Source organism: Pseudomonas sp. KBS0710, from assembly GCF_005938045.2.
Classification (GTDB): Bacteria; Pseudomonadota; Gammaproteobacteria; order Pseudomonadales; family Pseudomonadaceae; genus Aquipseudomonas.
The window spans coordinates 5,296,565-5,315,952 of record NZ_VCCF02000001.1 but is presented as its reverse complement, the minus strand read 5'-3'; the positions used below and the strand labels follow the sequence as shown (position 1 = coordinate 5,315,952).

Below are 19,388 nucleotides of genomic sequence, written 5' to 3'. Positions count from 1 at the left end.
TTGCGCGTATTGGTAGTCAAGACCTCATCCCTGGGCGATGTGATCCATGCGTTGCCAGCACTGACCGACGCGGCGCGGGCGATCCCTGGCATCCGCTTTGACTGGGTGGTGGAAGAAGGCTTTGCCGAGATTCCCACCTGGCACCCGGCCGTGGACAAAGTGATCCCGGTGGCGATTCGTCGCTGGCGTAAAAACATCTGGCAAACCATCAAGAGCGGTGAGTGGCGGCGCTTCAAGCAAAGCGTGCAGTCGACCAAATACGATTTGGTGATCGATGCCCAAGGGCTGCTCAAAAGCGCCTGGCTGACGCGTTATGTACGCGCGCCGGTGGCCGGTTTCGATAAAAACTCTGCCCGTGAGCCCATGGCTGCGCGTTTCTACTCGCGCCGGTTGGCCGTGGCCCGTGGGCAGCATGCGGTAGAACGCTTGCGCCAGCTGTTCGCCGTGGCGTTGGGTTATGACTTGCCCAAAGGCCTGGGCGACTACGGCCTCAGCGTCGACAAGTTGCTCGGCCTGCCGCCGAAAAAACCCTTTGTACTGCTGCTGCACGGCACCACCTGGGACACCAAGCACTGGCCCGAAGCCTACTGGCGTGAGCTGGCCGAACGCATGGGCCGCCTGGGCGTGGACGTGAAATTGCCATGGGGCAATGCCGCCGAAAAAGCCCGCGCCGAGCGTTTGGCCCAAGGCCTGCAAAACGCCGAAGTGCTGCCCAAGCTCAACCTGGCCGGCGTCGCCCGGGTACTGGCCGGTGCCCGCGCCTGTGTGGCGGTGGACACGGGCCTGGGGCATTTGGCCGCCGCGTTGGACGTGCCGACCATCTCCCTGTTCGGCCCCACCAACCCGGGCCTGACCGGCGCCTACGGCAAGGGCCAGATTCACTTGGCCAGCGACTTCCCGTGCGCGCCGTGCCTGCAAAAAACCTGTACCTATCAACCGACGGCCGACGACCTGCGTCGGTTCGACATCAAGCGCGAGTCGCCCCTGTGCTTCACGCGCTTGAACCCTGAGCGTGTGGCAAGCCGACTGAGCACGTTGTTATTGGCTGAGGAGCTGCACTGATGCAACTGGCTTTTGTTTTGTACAAATACTTCCCCTTCGGTGGCCTGCAGCGCGACTTCATGCGCATCGCCCTGGAGTGCCAGCAGCGCGGGCATAAGATTCGGGTCTACACGCTGATCTGGGAAGGCGACATTCCGCCCGGCTTTGAAGTGCTGGTGGCGCCGGTCAAGGCGTTCTTCAACCATCGGCGCAACGAGAAGCTGTTGGCCTGGATGGACGCCGACCTGGCCAAGCGCCCGGTCGACCGCTTGATCGGCTTCAACAAAATGCCCGGCCTGGATGTGTACTACGCCGCCGACGGCTGCTTTGAAGACAAGGCGCAAAACCTGCGCCACTCGCTGTACAAGAGCTTTGGCCGTTACAAGCACTTTGCCGAGTACGAGCGTGCGGTGTTCGCCAAGGACGCCAAGACCGAAGTGTTGATGATCTCCGAAGTGCAGCAACCGCTGTTCATCAAGCATTACGACACGCCGCTGGAGCGCTTCCATCTGTTGCCGCCGGGCATTGCCCAGGACCGTCGCGCGCCGCCGAATGCGGCTGAAATTCGCGAAGGTTTCCGCAAGGAATTCAACCTGCGCGACGACGAGTTGCTGCTGGTGCAAATCGGTTCCGGCTTCAAGACCAAGGGCGTCGACCGCAGCCTCAAGGCCGTGGCCGCGCTACCGGCCGAGCTTAAAAAACGCACGCGCCTGTTTGTAATTGGCCAGGACGACCCCAAAGTATTTCAATTGCAGAGCGCCACGTTAGGGCTGGGCGATAATGTGCAGTTCCTCAAGGGCCGCAGCGATATCCCGCGCTTCCTGCTGGGTGCCGACCTGTTGATCCACCCGGCGTACAACGAAAATACCGGTACCGTGTTGCTCGAAGCCCTGGTGGCCGGGCTGCCGGTGCTGGTTTCGGCGGTGTGTGGGTATGCCCACTACATTGCTGAAGCCGACAGCGGGTTGGTGCTGGATGAGCCGTTTGAACAAGCGCAGCTCAACCAGTACCTGTCCCGAATGCTTACCGACACTGCACAGCGCGCGGCCTGGGGCCGCAATGGGTTGGCCTTCGCCGAGACGGCCGACCTCTACAGCATGCCGCAGCACGCGGCAGATGTGATTCTGGCGGAGCCGAAACGATGAAGTTGATTCTTGCCGAACCGTTCAAGACGTTGTGGGCCGGGCGTGATGCCTTTGCCGAAGTCGAGAAACTGCAAGGCCAGGTATTTCGTGAACTGGCGGCGCGTCGCACCTTGCGTACCGAGGTGGAGGGCCGCCCGTATTTCGTGAAAATCCACCGTGGCATCGGTTGGGGCGAGATCTTCAAGAACCTGATCACCGCCAAGTTGCCGGTGCTCGGTGCCGGCCTGGAATGGTCGGCCATCCACCGTCTGCAGGAACTGGGTGTGCCGACCATGACCGGCGTGGCTTTCGGTGAAAAAGGCAGCAACCCGGCGGACCAGCACTCGTTCATCATCACCGAAGAACTGGCCCCGACCATCAGCCTGGAAGACCTGACCGTCAACTGGGTGGCCGAGCCGCCGGCACCGGCATTGCGTCATGCGCTCACCGCCGAACTGGCGCGCATGGTCGGCGACATGCACCGTGGCGGCGTCAACCACCGCGACTGCTACCTGTGCCACTTCCTGCTGGATACGGCCCAGCCGATCGATGCGCGCTCCATCAAGCTCTCGGTAATCGACCTGCACCGTGCCCAATTGCGCGCGCACTTGCCGCTGCGCTGGCGCGACAAGGACTTGTCCGCGCTGTACTACTCGGCGCTGGACATCGGCCTGACTCAGCGCGACAAGTTGCGCTTCCTCAAAGGCTACTTCCGCCAGCCGCTGCGCCAGATCCTGGCCGAGCAGTCGGCGTCCCTGAGCCTGTTGCAGCGCAAGGCCGACAAGCTGTATGCGCGCAAGCAACGCTTGGGGGATGCGATCTGATGGCGGGTTGGAACCTGGAACCTGCTTACGCCGCCCTGGCGGATGACTTTGGCAGCCTGGAGGCGGTGTTTGCCTTGCAGGGTGAGCGACTGACGCGCGACCCCTTGTCGGAAGTGATTCGGGTGGAGCGTGGTGGGGTCAATTACTACGTCAAACGCTACGTCGGTGCCGGTAAGGGCCTGCGCCGTTACTTGGGCAAACCTCGGGTGAAATCCGAGTGGCAGAACCTCAAGCGCTTCGCCAAGTGGGGGATTCCCACCGCCGACGTGGTGGCCTGGGGCCTGGAACGCAAGGGTCTGGCCTATGCGCGTGGGGCGATGATCACCCGCGAGCTGCCCAAGACCGAAGATTTGTCGGTGCTGGCCGATCGTAACGATCCGTGCTTGAAAGACCCCCAGTGGGTCAACGTGATCAGCCGCCAGCTCGCCGAATACACGCGCACGATGCACGAGCACCGCTTTACCCATAACGACTTGAAGTGGCGCAACCTGCTGGTTGACGATAACCGCACGCTGTACCTGATCGATTGCCCCAACGGCGATTTCTGGCGCGGTTTCTGGCTCAAGTACCGTATTACCAAGGACCTGGCCTGTCTGGACAAGGTTGCCAAGTATCACTTGTCGGCCACCCAGCGCCTGCGTTTCTACATGCAATACCGCCAACGCACGCACCTGACGGCTTCGGACAAACAGCGAATCCGCCATGTGGTGAAGTTTTTCGAGGGGCGCGAATGACTGATTTCCTGGCGGCCGATGATCGCGCATTGCTTGCGCGCCACGGCCTGGCTGACTTCGATGCGCTGTGGGCCAGGCAACTGGACGCGGTGGATGAACCCAATACCAGCGACGGCGGCTGGAGCAGCGTGTTTCGCCTGGAGCTTGAAGGCCAGGGTTACTACCTCAAGCGCCAGAGCAACTACCTGACGCGCACGCTCACCAAGCCGTTTGGCGAGCCGACGTTTGCCCGCGAGTTCCGTAATATCAGCCGCTACCGCAAGCTGGGCATTCCAGCGTTGCAGGCGGCGTTTTTCGGTGAGCGCAAGGTGGCCGGCGAGCATCGCGCGATGCTGCTGACCCGAGCCCTGGACGGCTGGAATGACCTGGACTCATTGCTCGAACAATGGCCGCAACTGAGTGACGCCCAGCAGCGCGCGATCCTGCTGGCCTGTGGTCAGCTGGCGCGCCACCTGCACAGCGTCGGGCAAGTACATGGCTGTTTTTACCCCAAGCATATTTTCCTGCAACCGCTCGGAGACGGTTATGCCGCGCAGTTGATCGACCTGGAGAAAACCCGCCCGCTGTTGTTCGGCCGGCGTGATCGGGTCAAGGATCTGGAGCCATTGCTGCGCCGTGCGCCGCAGTGGTCGGATGCGCAAGTGCGGCAACTGCTGGCAGCATATCTGGATCAGCCTGAAGGCAGCACGCTGGTGGGCGCCTGGTTCGAGCGCCTGACGGCCCGGCGCAGCCACAAGGAGAAGCGCTGATGCGCTTGTCCGAACTGAAAAAAGCCGGCCGCACGCCCGAGCTGCCGCTGACCCTCGAGCTGGCCGATGCCGCAGGTGCCGGCCAGCTGCAACTGCTTAACCTGTTGCGCGTGTTGCCGGGCGAACGCTACGTGGGCGCCGCCGTCTGGCGCGGTCGCCCGGTGTTGGCCAAATTGCTGGTGGGCAGCAAGGCCGCGCGGCATTTTCAGCGCGAACTCAGCGGCGTGCGCCTGCTGGCCGAACAGGGCCTGACCACGCCACAGTTGCTGGCCGATGGCTTGCAGGAAGGCGAGGGCGGCTGGCTGCTGTTTGATTTTATCGAAGGCGCCGAAAGCCTCGCCGATGCCTGGCAAGCGGTCGAAGGTTTGCCGCCATTGGCGGATGAACAAACCGCTGTGCTCGCCGAGGCGTTGGGCGCGATTGCGCAGATGCACGCCAAAGGCTTGTGGCAGGAAGACCTGCACCTGGACAACCTGCTGCGCCAGGACGGCAAGCTGTACCTGATCGACGGTGCCGGGATTCGAGTTGAGGTGGCGGGCAAGCCGCTGTCGCGTAACCGGGTGCTGGAAAACCTTGGCGTGTTCTTCGCCCAGTTGCCGAAAAACCTCGAGCCGTTCACCGAAGAATTGCTGGTGTACTACCTGCTGAGCAACGGCGAACATGCCTTGCCGCTGCAAGCCCTGGAAAAACAGATACGCAAGGTCAGCGCCTGGCGCTTGAAAGACTTTTTGAACAAGGTCGGCCGTGAATGCACGCTGTTCAGCGTGGTGCGTGGCGCCTTTGCCTTGCGTGCGATTCGTCGTGAGGAAGAGGCGGCGATGCTGCCGGTGCTGGAGCAGGCCGACGCGCTGCTCGATCAAGGCCATTTGTATAAAACCGGTGGTGCGGCCACGGTTGCCAAGGTCGAAGCGGGCGGTCGGCCGCTGGTTATCAAGCGCTATAACATCAAGGGGTTTGCCCATTGGCTCAAGCGCTTCTGGCGCCCCAGCCGGGCCTGGCATTCGTGGCGCGAGGGCAACCGCCTGGCGTTCCTCGGCATCGCCACGCCCAAGCCGCTGGCGGTGTTGGAAAAACGCTTTTTGTGGCTGCGCAGCCGGGCTTACCTGGTGACTGAATACCTGCCGGGGCCGGACATCATCGGGCGTTTTGCGCCCTATGTTGAGAAGGGCGATGCGCCCGAGCATGAACTGCTGGCCCTGGATCATTTGTTCGCCGAGCTGATCCGCGAGCGCATCAGCCATGGTGATTTCAAGGGCCATAACCTGTTCTGGGCCGAGGATCGCTGGGCGCTGATCGACCTGGACGCCATGTGTCAGCACAGCTCGGCCGCGAGTTTCGCGCCGGCGTTCGCCAAGGACCGCGCGCGGTTTATGCGTAACTGGCCTGAGAGCAGTGCGCTGTACCAACTGATCGATGCGCGTTTGCCCAAACAGGTGCAATGATCATTCCCACGCTCAGCGTGGGAATGCCGCCCCGGACGCTCTGCGTCCCGCTCCTCAAGCCCCGTGCGAGGTGACGCGGAGCGTCACGGGATGCATTCCCACGCGGAGCGTGGGAACGATCATCAGAACTGATACTCAGCCCCGGCCCCCGCATACCACGACCTTCCCGGCGCGGCTTCGTAGTAGCGGAAGTTGCCGTCGCCAACAATCACCGAACCCACATACTGGCGATCCAGCAAGTTATCCAGGCGCACCGTCTGGTGAAAGGTCCAGTGCTCCACCTTCTGTTCGAAGCGTGCCCGCCAGTTGAACACGCTGTAGCCCGGCGCGGCGCGTTGCTGGTTGGTGTCTTCGACATAGACCTTGCTGCGGTACAGGCCTTCGAGGGCGGTGCTGACCCAGTCGCGGGGCTTCCAGTTCAGCTCGGCGAAGAGCGTGGTTTGCGGTACGCCGGGCAGGTAGTTGCCCTTCTCGATAGCCTTGCCGCTGTTGGTAAAGTCGCTGTCGTAGGTCGCTTGCAGGCGGGTGTAGGCGAGGGTGGTGCTCCACTGTTCGCTGAGCTGGCTTTCCAGGCCCAGCTCGAAACCTCGGCGCAGGGTTTTGCCGGCGTTCTGGTAGGTGGTGCGACCACCACTGGATTGCTGCACGACCAACTCGTCGTCAGTCGTGATCTGGAATAGCGCAGCATTTAGGCGCTTATCCTGGCCAAGCTTGGCTTTCAGGCCGACTTCATACTGCTTGCTGACCGACGGCTTGAGCGCAAAGTTAAAGCCGTTGGCAGTACTCGAATAGGCCGACTCGGCCTGGGTCGGGGTTTCGAAGCCTTTGCCCGCGCTCACATAGCCATGCAGGTCCGGCGTGAAGGCGTACATCACGCTGACCGAAGGCGTGTTCTTCTGGTAGGTCTTGCTGCCGCTGTCATTGCCGTCGCGGGTGAAGTGGTCGTCCACGTCCATCTTCATGCTGCTGTGGCGCAGGCCGGCCTGTAGCGTCCAGTCGCCCAGCAGCCAATTGGCTTGCACGAACGGGTCGAGGCTGGTGGCGGTGTCGATTTCGTCGCGGCCCAGGGCGCCTTTGACACCGTGTACGCCGTCCAGGGTGTTGGAATAACCTTGGCGGTCATCCTGGCTGCGGTCGTAATCGAGGCCGGTGATCAGGGTCAACTCGCCGGGGGCACTGGTGATGGGCTGCAGCCAGTGGACCGAGCCGCCGTAGAACTTGCGGTCGAACGCGACTACGCCGCCGCGAGCGTTTGCCGGGTTGGGCGCGCCACTGGCGAATGAGGCCGGAATCGACAGGTACTGAATCACGCTCCTGCGCCCGGTGTATGCATTCACCTGAAGCGTCGCATCGCCAATGTAGCGCTCGTAATTCATGCCCAGCTGCTGATGATCGATGCTTTTTCGCGTGTTGTACTGCAACGCAGCCGGCGCTACCGAGCGCGGATCGGCTTTGTAGGCTTCCCAGGTCTGCCCCAAAGGATCCTGCGTGCCGTTTTGCTCCAGGCTGCTGTAGATCAGCGCCAACTTGCTGTCGTCATCCGGCTGCAAGTTGAGCTTGGCAAAGGTCTGGTCGCGCCGTGCGCTGCTGTGGTCGCGATAACCATCGGTGTCCATGCGCGAAGCGTCGAGCACAAAACCTGCGCCGTTCGCCGCGCCTTCGGCGGTGAGATGGTTTTTGCTCATGCCGTCGCTGCCCACCAGGGTTTCGGCGCCGATGCGCGGCGGGCCTTCGCCATCGCGGGAAAACATCTGGATCACGCCGCCGGCATTACTGCCATACAAGGTGGCGGCCGGGCCGCGCAGCACTTCAATGCGCTCGGCGGTGTCGAGGTTGAAGGTGGCCGCCTGGCCCTGGCCGTCCGGGGTGCTGGCTGGGATGCCGTCGGCGATCAGCTTGAGACCGCGCACGCCAAACGCCGAGCGCGCGCCGAAGCCGCGCGAGGAGATCTGCAGGTCCTGGGCATAGTTCTGGCGGTTCTGTACCACCAGGCCCGGTACGCGGGACAGGGCTTCGGAGGCGTTGATGCCGAGCTGGCCGTCGCTGATTTGCTCATGGCTGATGCTGTCGACTGAATAGGGCAAGTCGAACGTCGGGCTGGCGCTGCGCGAGCCGGTGACCACGCTGGGGTCAAGGGTCAGGGCTGTGTCTTCAGCCAGGGCTGAGTCACACACAGCGAACAGGCCGGGCAGCAGGAGGGTAAAGCAGGCGAGGGTTTTCATCAGTCAGCCGGAATCCGTGGCGCTTAAAGCTGTAAACGCGCAAAAGAGGCGAGAGTTTAACGAGTTGGTTAGTGCTGTTGCTCGGGAAATTTCCCACGAAACACTGGGAAATTGCGAGCGGAGGGTTCATGGCGCCTGATGCTAGCGTGGCTGACGACTATTCGAGGGATTGGCCATGAGCACAAAACTGGCGGCTGCACTGGGGGTGTTTTCATTGGCGTTAAGTGGGTGCGCAAGCGTGAACACGGTGTTTCGCGATGACCTGTCAGCGACCCGTGAGCTGCGTAAACAAAAGACCTACTGCGAGTCCATTCCCCGCGCCTATAGCGGCCTGGCGTTCAACTTCTGCCTGCTCAACGCGCCCCCGGATTTCACGGGCGTACTGGTACCGTTGGTACTGGTGGATATGACGGCCTCGGGTATTGTTGATACCGTGGTGCTGCCCTACACGATCTACCAGCAGAGCACGCTGGGCAATATGGGCATTTACTGGCGGTCTGGTCGCTCGTAGCAACAGCGGGTATCAGTGCGCCGGCCTGGCCCGGTTTCAGTCTTTCAGGCAAAGGGAGTTGTGGATGAATCGCGGAATCGAAGTACTGCTTGTCGCCGCCGTGTTGGTGCTTTCGGGGTGTGGAACGATCAATACCGTATTCCGCCCCGACGCCGTGGCCAGCAAGAGCCTCAAGGATTCGCGCAGCCACTGTGGCAGTGTGCCGCGTATCTACAGCGGTGTGATGTACGGGTTTTGTTATTTGAACAGCGAGCCCAAACCCGAAAAGAGCGCAGAGGACCCAACCTTTGGGCAGCGCGAAAGCAGTATTTTCCCCATCATTGCCATCGAGGCAATCGCCTCGGGCTTGGCGGACACGCTGGTGCTGCCTTATACCGTCTACCGCCAAAGCCAAGACGGCAGCATCGAGATCTACCAGTAACCCGCTTGCCGGTTGCCGCTAACAGCTTCCCTCTGCTTTTAAGTTATAATCCCGCCCTTTAGCTGTTTCTCGCTCAGGCGGGAGGCACACTTTTTTCAGGCGCAACCCGCCTGCATGCAGACTAAAAGAGGCTAGACCCCAGTGGCATTGACGATTCTTGGCCTGTCCGGCGCCCTTAGCCATGATCCTTCCGCAGCCCTGTATATCGACGGCAAGCTGATCGCGGCCGCCGAAGAAGAGCGCTTCGTACGCGACAAACATGCAAAGAACCGCATGCCCTACGAATCGGCGAAGTTCTGCCTGGAACAAGCCGGCATCAAGCCTTCCGACGTTGACGTGGTGGCGATCCCGTTCGCCCCGATCAGCCTGTTCGGCGAGGCGCGCTGGCACTACGCCAAGCGTTACTGGTACGCCCCGGACCGCGCCCTTGACGCGATCCTGATGGGCAACCGTCGCTACAAGCGCTACCGCAACAAGATCGTCTGGTGCCTGGAGCAACTGGGCTTCGATCCGAAGAAAATCAAGATCGAACCGGTTGAACACCACCTGGCCCACGCCTCCAGCGCTTACCACTGCTCGGGTTTCCAGGAAAAAACCGCGATCCTGGGCATCGACGGCAAAGGTGAGTACGCCACCACGTTCTTCGGCTACGGCGAAAACGGCAAGATCCACAAGATCAAGGAATTCTACGACCCGGACTCCCTGGGCGGTCTGTACGGCGCGATCACCGAGTTCCTCGGTTTCGAGATGCTCGACGGCGAGTTCAAGGTCATGGGCATGGCGCCGTATGGCGACGCCAGCAAATACGATTTCTCGCGCCTGGCCTCGTTTGAAAACGGCGAGTTGGTGATCAACACCGACTACGCCAACGTCATCGGCCTGCGTCGTTATAAAGAGAAGGGCAAGGGTTTCTACTTCTCGCCAAAACTGATCGAGTGGCTGGGTCCCAAGCGCGAAGGCGACATCGCCGACGAGCCGTACATCCACTACGCGGCCAGCATGCAGGCGCTGTTCGAGAAACTGGCCTTGCAGATGATCGACCACTACCTGGGCGACATCCTCAAGGACACCGGCAAGCTGGCGTTCGCCGGTGGTTGCGCGCTGAACGTCAAGCTGAACCAGAAGATCATTGCCCGCGATGACGTTAAAGAGCTGTTCGTGCAGCCGGCGTCCGGCGATGCCGGCACTGCGGTTGGCGCGGCGGCTTATGTGTCCCACGCCCGTGGTGTGCCGGTGGAGAAGATGGAACACGTCTATCTCGGCCCGTCCTACAGCAACGAAGACGTGATTGCCGCGTGCGCCAAGCACGAAAGCAAGCCGGTGTGGCGCAAGATCGAAAACATGCCCAAGCGCATCGCCAAGATCATGGTCGACGGCAACCCGGTGGCCTGGTTCCAGGGCCGCATGGAATTTGGCCCGCGTGCATTGGGCGGTCGTTCGATCATCGGTTGCCCAAGCGCGACCGGCGTGGCTGACCGCATCAACCACCAGATCAAGTTCCGCGAGCGCTGGAGGCCTTTCTGCCCGTCGATGCTCGACACCGTGGCCCCACTGATGATCAAGGTCGATCACCCGGCGCCGTTCATGACCTTCACCTTTGAAGTGTCCGAAGAGTGGAAAACCCGCGTGCCGGAAGTGGTCCATGAGGATGGCACCTCCCGCGCCCAGGTGCTCAAGCGCGAATACAACCCGCGTTACTACGACATGATGAAAGAGCTGGAAGTATTGACCGGCAACGGCGTGTCGCTGAACACCTCGCTCAACCGCCGTGGCGAAGCGATGATCTGCTCGCCGAAAGACGCGCTGGACATGTTCTTCGGCTCCGACCTGCAATACCTGATCATGGAAGACATCCTGGTCGTCAAAGACGGCGTGGACCCTTATGACTCGGTCGGCTGAACGCCACGTCCTGCAGTTCTGCCACGGCTATGACGGGCCGTTCCTGGACTGCGCGCGGCAGTACGCCAGCCTGTTCGCAGGCACAGGCTACAAGGTGACCACGGTGTTCCTCACCGGGGTCGCCGACCCCGATGTCGCCGCCGGTTGCGCTTCTGATGAAGTGCTGTTCATGGAGTTCAGTTCCAAGGCCATTCGTGGCCTCAAGCTGGGCGCCATCCGTGAACTGCGCAAGATCGCCGCGTCACGCAACTTCAGCTTGTGCATTGCCCACCGGTTCAAGCCGATCTACATCGCCTTGCTCGGTACGCGCCTGCCAGTGATCGGTGTGCATCATGCTTTTGGTGATTATCAGCGCCGCAGCCGCAAGCTGTTTGCCTCGATTTTCAGCAAGCGCCTGAGCCTGCTCGGCGTATCTGACGCGGTGCGTGACGATATGCGCCGCTGTCTGCCAGCCTGGCCCGCGGCACGCATTCAGACCTTGTATAACCGCATCGATGTTCAGGCCATGCAAGCGTTGCAGGTGCCGGCCGATGAGGCGCGCGATGCCTTGGGGCTGTCGCCGGATGAGTGGGTGGTCGGCAACGTCGGCCGCCTGCACCCGGACAAGGACCAAGCCACCTTGCTCAAAGGCTTTGCCTTGGCCTTGCCGCATTTGCCGGCGCAGAGCCGGTTGGCGATCCTCGGCACCGGGCGCCTGGAGAAAGACCTCAAGTCGCTGGCGCGCGAGCTGGGCATTGCCGAGCACGTACTGTTCCTCGGCCAGGTGCCGGATGCGCGCCGGTATTTCCGTGCGTTCGACGTCTTTGCCCTGAGCTCCGACCATGAGCCGTTCGGCATGGTGCTGCTGGAGGCCATGGCCGCCGGCGTGCCGCTGCTCGCCACGTCGTGTGGCGGCGCGCGGGAAGTGGTTGAAGGCGTGGGCATCCTGTTTCCGTTTGGCGATGCCGACCACTTGGGGCAGGGCCTTCGGCACTTGGCCGCGATGGACCGTCAGCAACACCAGCAGTGCGCCGAGATGATGCTTGAGCGCCTGCACCAGCAGTTTTCGGATCAGGCGGTGCGCGAGACTTTTTGGCAGTTGCCTGCTGTCACCGAACTGACCGCGAGGGCTTGATGCTCAATCGATTCCAAGGCTTTCGCGAGCGTGGCTGGTCGGTGGTTGACGCGCCGACCTACAGCGACGCCTGGCAACGTTTTGGCGGCAGTGTCGCCACCCATCCGCAGGTGGTCGAGCGTCTGGCCGGGCTGGCCGAGATTCCAGTGCGCTATCTGGCCTGGGAGCAGGGCGGCGAGCTTAAAGCCTGCATTGCAACTTGGGGGCGCGACCTGGCGTTGTCCAAGGACGTGCTCAAGCGCAACGGCAAAAAAGGCTTGTTCGACCTCGGCAACGCCGAGTTGATCCTGCCGGCCGCCACCGATGCCCAGGCGCCGCTGCGCCATCGCGCGCGTTACCTGTCGGGCCTGAATGAAGGCGGTTTTACCGGTATCAAGCTGCAGGCCGAACAGTTGGCCATGGCGCGTACCCCCGAAGAGTTGTCGAAAAAATTTCGCTACAACCAGCGCCGCGAATTGCGCCTGCTGGAAGAGGCGGGCGGTGTGGTGCGGCCGGTGCAGGACTTCACCAGCGCCGAGCTGGCGGCTATCTACTGCGACCTGTTCCAGCGCCGCTGGGGCTTTGCCGCCACTGGTGCCGCGCATATGGCGCAGGTGATCGAGCTGTTGCGTGAGTGGCTGATCGGTTCGGTGATTTTTCTTAACGAGGCGCCGATTGCCGTGCAATTGGTGTATCGCGTTGAAGCGCCGCAGTGGATCAGCGTCGAGTACATCAATGGCGGCGTAGACCCCGAAACCCGCGCGTTCAGCCCCGGTAGTGTGCTGAGCTTCCTCAATACGCAAAGTGCCTGGGAGCAGGCGCGGGAAGTCGGCAAGCCCTTGCGCTTCTCGTTCGGCCGCGCGGACCGCGAGTACAAGGACCGTTGGTGCAACCCCGTGCCGGTGTTTACGGTATGAGTGCCTCGACAAGTCGCAAGCAGGCGCTGCTCAAGCGCCATCGCCGCAATAAGCGCATCGTGCTGCTGGTCAGCCTGCTGGTACTGATTGCAGTGGGTTTACTGGTGGCCTGGTGGTTGCCGCTGCTGCTGGCGGTACTGGCTTGGGTGGCCCATGAAGCCTGGTTTGCCGACCATCTGTTTTACTCGCCCAAGGACGACTATCAGTATCAATTTGCCGCCGATACCGAGCAGCCCAAGGTGTCTTTGGATGCGGGCCGGCTGGTGCTGGGCCAGGCGCTGGAGCTGGCGGGTGATGAGACCTTGATCCTCGCGCTGCGCCTTAAGAGCAACCTGCTGGGGCGTTTTATCGACCCGTATGTCGCATTGCCGGGCGGTGACCGCCAAGTGTTCGAGCGCGGCGTCAACGGCCTGCGCTACCTCAACCTCACCGGCCAGGCGCAAGCCTTGCTGGCGGGGCAGTTGCTGTTGCGTGGCCGGTTTTGCCGGGTACAGGGTGAGCCTGTGCTGTCGGTGTTCCGCCAGCCGGATGTGCGTCAGCAGCGGGTAATGGTGATTGCGCCGCATGCCGACGATGCCGAACTGGCTGCCTTTGGCCTGTACCGCCAGGCAGCACAGCCCTGGATCGTGACGCTGACCGCCGGTGAGATCGAAGCCGAGCATTATCAGCACATGGGCCTGGGCAAGCCTGAAGCGGCGCGCCTCAAGGGCCGGTTGCGTGCCTGGGACAGTATCGCCGTGCCGCGCTGGGCTGGCGTGCCGCAGGAGCATTGCGTTCAGCTCGGGTATTTTTGCCTGCAGTTGGCGGCGATGAAAGCCGAGCCTGCGCGTGCCATTGCGTCGCGGGAAGCCGAGTTGAGCGATATTCGCCTGTTCCGCCAATTCAACCCGTTCCCGCTGCCCGCCGATGCCGATGGCCAGCCGACCTGGAACAACCTGCTGGCGGACCTGCGTGCCGTGCTGTTGATGGCGCGACCTGAGGTCATCGTGTTGCCGCATCCGGTGATCGATCCACACCCTGACCATATCTGCGCTCAGCAAGCTGTATTGGAAGCCTTGCAGGGCCTGGAATGGCAGCCGACCACCTTGCTCGGCTACGCCAACCACCTGCATGACAACGACCGCTGGCCGATGGGGGATTCGGGCAATAGTGTCGCTTTGCCGCCATGCTTCGATTCTGCTTACATTTTGCAACCATATTGCCTGCCGGTATCGGAGGAGCGGCAGTGTGAAAAGGCCATGTCGCTGGGCATGATGCATGATTTGCAGCCGCGGATGCCGTTCAAACGGCGGGTGCGGCGGGTCATACAGCGTCTGCTGGCGGGCAGAGCCGTCTCGCCGTGGGGTGAGAACGAGTTTTTCCGCAAGGCCATTCGGCGCCATGAACTCTTTTGGTTCATCAAGCACAAGTAACGTTAAGCAACGTGGTGGCGCGCAGCGCGCCCCAGTACAAAATGACAGTGAGTCCCCCGTGAGCAATCCGTGCCCCCGCATCCTTTTTATTATTCCTTACTTTGGCCGCTGGCCATTCTGGATGCCGTTTTTCCTCGAAAGCTGCCGCCACAACGCCGACGTCGACTGGTTGCTGTTCAGCGACTGCCCGATGCCGGCCAATGTGCCGAGCAATGTCCGCATCGAAAGCATTACCTTTGCCGATTACTGCGCGTTGGTCTCCCGGCGGCTGTACATCAACTTTGCGCCCCAGGCGCCGTACAAACTGTGTGACATCAAGCCGGCGCTGGGGCATATCCACGCTGACCGCCTCACCGGCTACGATTTCTGGGCGTTTGGCGATCTGGACCTGATCTACGGCAACCTGCGCGAGTATTTCACCGCCGAGCGGTTGGCCAGTTATGACTTGTTTTCAACCCATGAGCGGCGGGTAGCCGGGCATTTGTGCCTGATGCGTAACACCCCCAGGAAGCGGCATGCGTTCATGCAGATCAAGGATTGGGAGGCACGTTTCACCGATCAGGCGCATCATGCGCTGGATGAAGGCGCCTTCAGCCGGATTTTCCTGTGGCGCAAGAATTTCCCCAAGCCGCTGTTCGAGTTGGTCGGCAAGTTCAACCCATGGCGTCGGCGCAGTGAGTTCACCGAGGCGTTCAGTACGCCCGGTGGTGTGATCAAATGGCACGACGGCAGTGATCGCTTCCCGCATCAATGGTTCTGGAACAAGGGTCGGCTGACCAATGACAGGGATGGTGAGCGGGAATTTCCGTATTTCCATTTTGTCTGCTGGAAACGCAATCAATGGCCGTTGCTACCGGAGCCTGACGCCGAGTACGTCGAGACGCTGGCGGCTGAAACAACCTGGGTGGTTGATGCCACAGGTTTCCATCGAGGAGAGTTATGAGTCGGCGTTTCAAGGTCCTGCAACTGCAGCCTGACTACAATGTTAAATCCCATGACTTCGCCGACCTGGCCGAGCAGATCGTCAAGGCATTGCCTGCCGAGCGCTACGAGGTCACCGCCGCGTTCCTGCGTGGCCAGCCTGCGCCTGGGGAGCCGGTCAGCCGGGCTGCCAAGTCGGTCTACTTCGAGTTTTCCGACAAGTCGCTCAAAGGCTTGCGGCTGCGCGCCATGTGGCAACTGTATAAGTTCTGCCGCCGCGAACAGTTCGACGTGGTGGTGTGCAACCGCTTCAAGCCGGTCAACATGATGTTGCAGCTCAACCGCTGGTTGAAGATCCCGTTGTGCATCGGCATCTCCCACGGTTTTGGCGAGTATGACCGTCTCTACCGCCGCAAGCAGGCGCAGCGCTGGATCGATGCGCACTGGCGTTTTGTCGGCGTGTCGCCGGCGGTCAAGCAGTACCTGCTCGATTGCCAGTGCGGGTTTACCGACCAGAATACCTACGCGATTACCAACGCCATCGACATCGAGCAGGCCGAAGGCTTGCAGCATTCACGCACGCGTGCGCGCGAGTTGCTGGGCATCGACCCTGCGGTACGGTTGATCGGCGCCTTGGGCCGGCTGGTGCCGGTCAAAGGCCACACCTATTTGCTGCAGGCGTTTGCGGCGCTGAAAGATAAATACCCCACCGCGCAGTTGGCCATCATTGGCGCCGGGCGCGAAGAGGCCAACCTGGCCACGCAAATCCAGAGCCTTGGCCTGGGCGGACGCGTGCACCTGTTGGGCTTCAAGGAAAACGCACTGCAATACGTGCGTGCCTTTGACATTTGGGCAATGCCTTCGCTGGCAGAAGGCTTGGGCCTGGCGCTGCTGGAAGGCATGAGCGGGCGCCTGCCGGTGATTGCCTCCAGCGTGCCGGCCATGCTGCCGTTGATCGAAGGCGCCGGCGGCCTGGCGGTGGAGCCGGCCAACGTACCCCAACTGACCCAGGCGCTGGACACTTACCTGGCGCTGCCTGACGAGGCACTCGCACAAAAAGGCGAGCAGGCCTACCAGTACCTTCAGGCGCAACATGACATTGAGGTGTTCCGCCAGGAATACCTGGAGCTGATTGATTCAGGGTTGGCTCAAGCACGCGGGAAGAATGTATGAACCAGAGTCAGCCCTTGGTCACGGTGATCATTGCGTCGTATAACCATGCTCCCTACATTGAGGAAAGTATCCTCAGTGTGTTGAACCAGACCTATCCCAATATCGAACTGCTGGTGGTGGACGATGGCTCGACTGACGACAGTGTCGAGCGCATCCGCCGTCTGCAGGAGCATCACAAGTTCGACTTTCGTGTGCAGCAGAACCAGGGGCTGACCAACACCCTCAATGGCGCGATTGCGCGGTCTCAGGGGCCACTGATCGTGCCGTTCGGTTCGGACGACATCATGATGCCCGAGCGCATTGCGACCCAGGTGGCCTATATGGATGGCAAGCCTGAGGTGGGTATCTGCGCGGGCAATATCGAGCTGATCGACTCCCAGGGCGAGTTGTTCCCGGAGAAACGCCAGCGCCGTGACGTGCCGTTTCGACGCCTGGATTTCGACGACATGTTCCTGGAGCGCAAACCTTACCCGCCGGCGCCTACGCTGATGATCCGGCGCGAGGCGCTGGAAAAGGTCGGTGGGTTTGACCCGCAGATTCGCCTGGAAGACTTGCTGATCGAGTTGAAGATTACCCACGCCGGGTACTTCATCGATGGTTTGAACGTGGTGATGGCGCGCTACCGCAAGCACGCGACCAATTCGTACAAGAATCATCGATTCATGATCGATAACATCCTGCGCTCATACGCGTTGTTCAGTGATCACCCGCTGTATGACGAGGTGCGTTACAAATTCCTCAGCTCCATGTTCCTCAAGACCTCCAACCGCAACCGTGCGTTGGCGCGAGAGCTGCTGGCGCAGATCCCGTTTCGGGCCTGGAACAAGAAGACGTGGCGCGGCTTGGCCCGCCTGTATTTTTCCCCGCTGGAAAAAGACTGATACCAACGTCAGATCATTACACTTTGTGGGAGCGGGCTTGCTCGCGAATACGGTGGATCAGTCGACATCTTCGGTGACTGACACTGCGCATTCGCGAGCAAGCCCGCTCCCACCTTAGGGATCTGGTCGGCTGTCAGGCCGCCGGGCGCGCGAGTGTGAGTACCTGCTCGCGGATCTTGAGCGTGGCTTGAGGCGAAGCCACCAAGGCATAGCCCTTGGCCAATTGCTCGAAGTGCGCTTCGAACAACCAATTGCGATCCTGTGCATAGCGTTGCATATGCTTGAGGTTGCGCTGGCGCAGCGTGTTGCGCAGCGCTGACGGATAGACGCGCATATCCGCCACGTCGATCAGGCCGAACTCTCCGTCTTCCAGCAGCAATACATTGCCCAGGTGCAGGGAGCGGAAGTAGACGCCGCGTTCATGCAGTTGAGCCATAAACCGCCCAAACCGTTCGATCAAGGATTCGCGCAGGCTGCTGTCCAGGCTTTGCAAGGCCTGACGCAAGGTCAGCCCCGGCAGTGGCTGGTAACGCACGGCTGTACTGCCGTCGCGCAGGCTGTACAGGTCAAGGATCGGCGGCGACGCAATGCCCAGCGCCTGCAGGTGTTCGCTGTTGTTGGCGAAACGCTCCGAGTACGGATTGAACGTGCCCGAGGTGTACCAGCGGCGCGCCCTGAACAGCTTGAGGAAGCTGCCATCGCCCAGGCGCAGGACTTTAGGCCCCAGGCCGTCTTCCTCGACAATATGCGCGCCTTCGCACAGGGCTTTGAAAACCTGTGGCTTGGGCGTGCTCACCACCAGGCGCAGCAGGCTGTGGCGGCGCTTGGCGATGCTCAGGCCGGCGATCAGTGCGAGGGGAATCCACAGCAGGAACCAGTGCTCCTTGGGCCGCGACAGGATGCCACCGCCTTCGGTCAGGCCCGCGCCGATGCCGTAGGCCAGCAGCGAGGATGTCAGGATAAACAGCGGCTGGGCGCGCTCTTTGAGGCCGGTGTACAACCCCCGGCCGAGCATGAACATCCACGGGATAAAGCCGATGATGCCAATGTAATAAAGCACGCCCAAGGCAAAGCTGTGGGGTTCGCGAAGCGGCTCGAAATCGTAGTTGGCAGGCTTTACGTACAGTTCGGAGTCGTAGCTGTGGCCGATCCATGGGTGATCCGCGATGCGGTCCAGGATAATGCGCCAGATTTCAAAGCGAAATGAGCTGCCGCGTTCGGTGATCAGTTGCGGGTAAAACAGCAACAGCCCGGCGGCGGCGAGCACCAGGGCGGCCACCATCAGCGCCGAGCGCCGGTTGCGGCTCAGCAGGCCCATCCAGAGTACGGCCATAACCAGCGCGACCAAAGGGGTTCTGGAGCCGGTGGCCAGAATTGCCAGGGTCATGATCATCAAGGCGGGCACGCTAAGCCACAGCACGCGCAGGCGTTTGGTGGTGACACACAGGTACAGCCAATACACGCAAAAGAAGCCGAACAGGTGGGAGCTGAGCAGTGGGTTGTCCAGGGCGCCCAAGCCACCAATCATGCGCATGCTCGGCTCGAAGCCTTTGGCAAACGCGATCAGGTTGCCCAGGGTAACGACCAGCGCGATCACTGCGGCGCTGAAGAACACCGGCTTGAACAGGTCATTGCGGTAATGCAGCAGCAACCCGCAGCCGGCAAACAGCATGAACGTTTGCAGCGGGACCTTGAACAGGTTGGAGTCGCCGGTGGGTTCCGGGCTCCACAGCACCGTGATCATTGCCCATGCGCAAAACGCCGAGAAAGCAAGCACCAGCGGCTCGCGCAGTAACGCTTTGAGTTCCCGTGGGCGCAAGCACAGCAGGATCAAGGCCGGCAGGGCGAAGAAAATGTAGAAGCCGCGGTGCATGACATTGCGATTGTTGACGAAGAACAGCGAACTCAGAAGCAACAACAAGCCAATGGGCAAAATCCAGAGGACCAGGAAGTCGAAAACGCGATTTGTGCCGTAGGTAAGGCGCTTGGAGTGCATACAGTAAAGCCATTCCAGAATAGAGAAA

General features: G+C 61.3%; 17 protein-coding genes. 15 read left to right on the top strand and 2 right to left on the bottom strand.

From position 1 onward, the window contains the following. The 6 genes from waaC to FFI16_RS24340 are packed head-to-tail and all read left to right on the top strand — an operon-like array spanning window position 1 to window position 5,914. Entirely contained in the window at window positions 1-1,062 is a 1,062-nt protein-coding gene (gene waaC, locus FFI16_RS24365) for a lipopolysaccharide heptosyltransferase I (RefSeq protein ID WP_138817158.1), read from the top strand. Further along, complete coding sequence (locus tag FFI16_RS24360; protein WP_138817157.1) at window positions 1,062-2,186, top strand: glycosyltransferase family 4 protein; 1,125 nt, start codon at window positions 1,062-1,064, stop codon at window positions 2,184-2,186. The genes waaC and FFI16_RS24360 overlap by 1 nt, the downstream gene beginning before the upstream one ends. Next, window positions 2,183-2,989, top strand: a complete 807-nt coding sequence (gene rfaP, locus FFI16_RS24355) for a lipopolysaccharide core heptose(I) kinase RfaP (protein WP_138817156.1) — start codon at window positions 2,183-2,185, stop codon at window positions 2,987-2,989. Before FFI16_RS24360 ends, rfaP begins: the two co-directional genes overlap by 4 nt. Continuing rightward, a complete protein-coding gene (locus tag FFI16_RS24350) occupies window positions 2,989-3,723 on the top strand; it encodes a lipopolysaccharide kinase InaA family protein (RefSeq protein ID WP_138817155.1) in 735 nt (244 codons plus the stop codon). Before rfaP ends, FFI16_RS24350 begins: the two co-directional genes overlap by 1 nt. Next, window positions 3,720-4,472, top strand: a complete 753-nt coding sequence (locus FFI16_RS24345; RefSeq protein ID WP_138817154.1) for a lipopolysaccharide kinase InaA family protein — start codon at window positions 3,720-3,722, stop codon at window positions 4,470-4,472. The genes FFI16_RS24350 and FFI16_RS24345 overlap by 4 nt, the downstream gene beginning before the upstream one ends. Next, window positions 4,472-5,914, top strand: a complete 1,443-nt coding sequence (locus FFI16_RS24340) for a lipopolysaccharide kinase InaA family protein (RefSeq protein ID WP_138817153.1) — start codon at window positions 4,472-4,474, stop codon at window positions 5,912-5,914. The genes FFI16_RS24345 and FFI16_RS24340 overlap by 1 nt, the downstream gene beginning before the upstream one ends. Before the next feature lie 122 nt (window positions 5,915-6,036). Here the strand turns inward: FFI16_RS24340 and FFI16_RS24335 are convergent, their stop codons facing one another. Then, a complete protein-coding gene (locus FFI16_RS24335) occupies window positions 6,037-8,136 on the bottom strand; it encodes a TonB-dependent receptor (RefSeq protein WP_138817152.1) in 2,100 nt (699 codons plus the stop codon). A 175-nt stretch (window positions 8,137-8,311) separates the two neighbouring features. On the opposite strand from FFI16_RS24335, the gene FFI16_RS24330 reads away from it, so the two are divergent. The 9 genes from FFI16_RS24330 (at window position 8,312) to FFI16_RS24290 (ending at window position 17,364) form a co-directional block, all read left to right on the top strand. Next, window positions 8,312-8,647, top strand: coding sequence for a YceK/YidQ family lipoprotein (locus FFI16_RS24330; RefSeq protein WP_138817151.1), 336 nt, complete (start codon window positions 8,312-8,314; stop codon window positions 8,645-8,647). Window positions 8,648-8,711: 64 nt separating this feature from the next. Beyond that, a complete protein-coding gene (locus tag FFI16_RS24325; protein WP_138817150.1) occupies window positions 8,712-9,068 on the top strand; it encodes a YceK/YidQ family lipoprotein in 357 nt (118 codons plus the stop codon). A 141-nt stretch (window positions 9,069-9,209) separates the two neighbouring features. Next, window positions 9,210-10,967 carry a carbamoyltransferase gene (locus FFI16_RS24320; RefSeq protein ID WP_138817149.1) on the top strand — a complete coding sequence of 586 codons (1,758 nt, stop codon included), beginning with the start codon at window positions 9,210-9,212 and terminating at the stop codon, window positions 10,965-10,967. Beyond that, entirely contained in the window at window positions 10,951-12,081 is a 1,131-nt protein-coding gene (locus FFI16_RS24315; protein ID WP_138817148.1) for a glycosyltransferase, read from the top strand. The genes FFI16_RS24320 and FFI16_RS24315 overlap by 17 nt, the downstream gene beginning before the upstream one ends. Continuing rightward, window positions 12,081-12,977 (top strand): antimicrobial resistance protein Mig-14, encoded by an 897-nt coding sequence (locus FFI16_RS24310; RefSeq protein WP_138817147.1) that lies wholly within the window; start codon window positions 12,081-12,083, stop codon window positions 12,975-12,977. The genes FFI16_RS24315 and FFI16_RS24310 overlap by 1 nt, the downstream gene beginning before the upstream one ends. Beyond that, window positions 12,974-14,389, top strand: a complete 1,416-nt coding sequence (locus tag FFI16_RS24305) for a PIG-L family deacetylase (protein WP_138817146.1) — start codon at window positions 12,974-12,976, stop codon at window positions 14,387-14,389. Before FFI16_RS24310 ends, FFI16_RS24305 begins: the two co-directional genes overlap by 4 nt. Before the next feature lie 58 nt (window positions 14,390-14,447). Beyond that, window positions 14,448-15,332, top strand: coding sequence for a DUF6625 family protein (locus FFI16_RS24300; RefSeq protein WP_138817145.1), 885 nt, complete (start codon window positions 14,448-14,450; stop codon window positions 15,330-15,332). After that, the gene (locus tag FFI16_RS24295) at window positions 15,329-16,483 is read left to right on the top strand and encodes a glycosyltransferase family 4 protein (RefSeq protein WP_138817144.1); all 1,155 of its coding nucleotides are present in this window, start codon (window positions 15,329-15,331) and stop codon (window positions 16,481-16,483) included. Before FFI16_RS24300 ends, FFI16_RS24295 begins: the two co-directional genes overlap by 4 nt. Continuing rightward, window positions 16,480-17,364, top strand: coding sequence for a glycosyltransferase (locus tag FFI16_RS24290; RefSeq protein WP_138817143.1), 885 nt, complete (start codon window positions 16,480-16,482; stop codon window positions 17,362-17,364). Before FFI16_RS24295 ends, FFI16_RS24290 begins: the two co-directional genes overlap by 4 nt. Before the next feature lie 133 nt (window positions 17,365-17,497). On the opposite strand, the gene FFI16_RS24280 is transcribed toward FFI16_RS24290, so the two are convergent. Further along, complete coding sequence (locus tag FFI16_RS24280) at window positions 17,498-19,360, bottom strand: O-antigen ligase family protein (RefSeq protein ID WP_138817142.1); 1,863 nt, start codon at window positions 19,358-19,360, stop codon at window positions 17,498-17,500. Window positions 19,361-19,388 lie beyond the last annotated feature (28 nt).

Coding starts and splice junctions, on each gene's coding strand:
- FFI16_RS24340 (WP_138817153.1), top strand. CDS start 4,472: ATGCGCTTGTCCGAACTGAAAAAAGCCGGCCGCACGCCCGAGCTGCCG.
- FFI16_RS24310 (WP_138817147.1), top strand. CDS start 12,081: ATGCTCAATCGATTCCAAGGCTTTCGCGAGCGTGGCTGGTCGGTGGTT.
- FFI16_RS24330 (WP_138817151.1), top strand. CDS start 8,312: ATGAGCACAAAACTGGCGGCTGCACTGGGGGTGTTTTCATTGGCGTTA.
- FFI16_RS24360 (WP_138817157.1), top strand. CDS start 1,062: ATGCAACTGGCTTTTGTTTTGTACAAATACTTCCCCTTCGGTGGCCTG.
- FFI16_RS24295 (WP_138817144.1), top strand. CDS start 15,329: ATGAGTCGGCGTTTCAAGGTCCTGCAACTGCAGCCTGACTACAATGTT.
- FFI16_RS24345 (WP_138817154.1), top strand. CDS start 3,720: ATGACTGATTTCCTGGCGGCCGATGATCGCGCATTGCTTGCGCGCCAC.
- FFI16_RS24315 (WP_138817148.1), top strand. CDS start 10,951: ATGACTCGGTCGGCTGAACGCCACGTCCTGCAGTTCTGCCACGGCTAT.
- rfaP (WP_138817156.1), top strand. CDS start 2,183: ATGAAGTTGATTCTTGCCGAACCGTTCAAGACGTTGTGGGCCGGGCGT.
- FFI16_RS24280 (WP_138817142.1), bottom strand. CDS start 19,360: ATGCACTCCAAGCGCCTTACCTACGGCACAAATCGCGTTTTCGACTTC.
- FFI16_RS24325 (WP_138817150.1), top strand. CDS start 8,712: ATGAATCGCGGAATCGAAGTACTGCTTGTCGCCGCCGTGTTGGTGCTT.
- FFI16_RS24305 (WP_138817146.1), top strand. CDS start 12,974: ATGAGTGCCTCGACAAGTCGCAAGCAGGCGCTGCTCAAGCGCCATCGC.
- FFI16_RS24335 (WP_138817152.1), bottom strand. CDS start 8,136: ATGAAAACCCTCGCCTGCTTTACCCTCCTGCTGCCCGGCCTGTTCGCT.
- FFI16_RS24350 (WP_138817155.1), top strand. CDS start 2,989: ATGGCGGGTTGGAACCTGGAACCTGCTTACGCCGCCCTGGCGGATGAC.
- FFI16_RS24290 (WP_138817143.1), top strand. CDS start 16,480: ATGAACCAGAGTCAGCCCTTGGTCACGGTGATCATTGCGTCGTATAAC.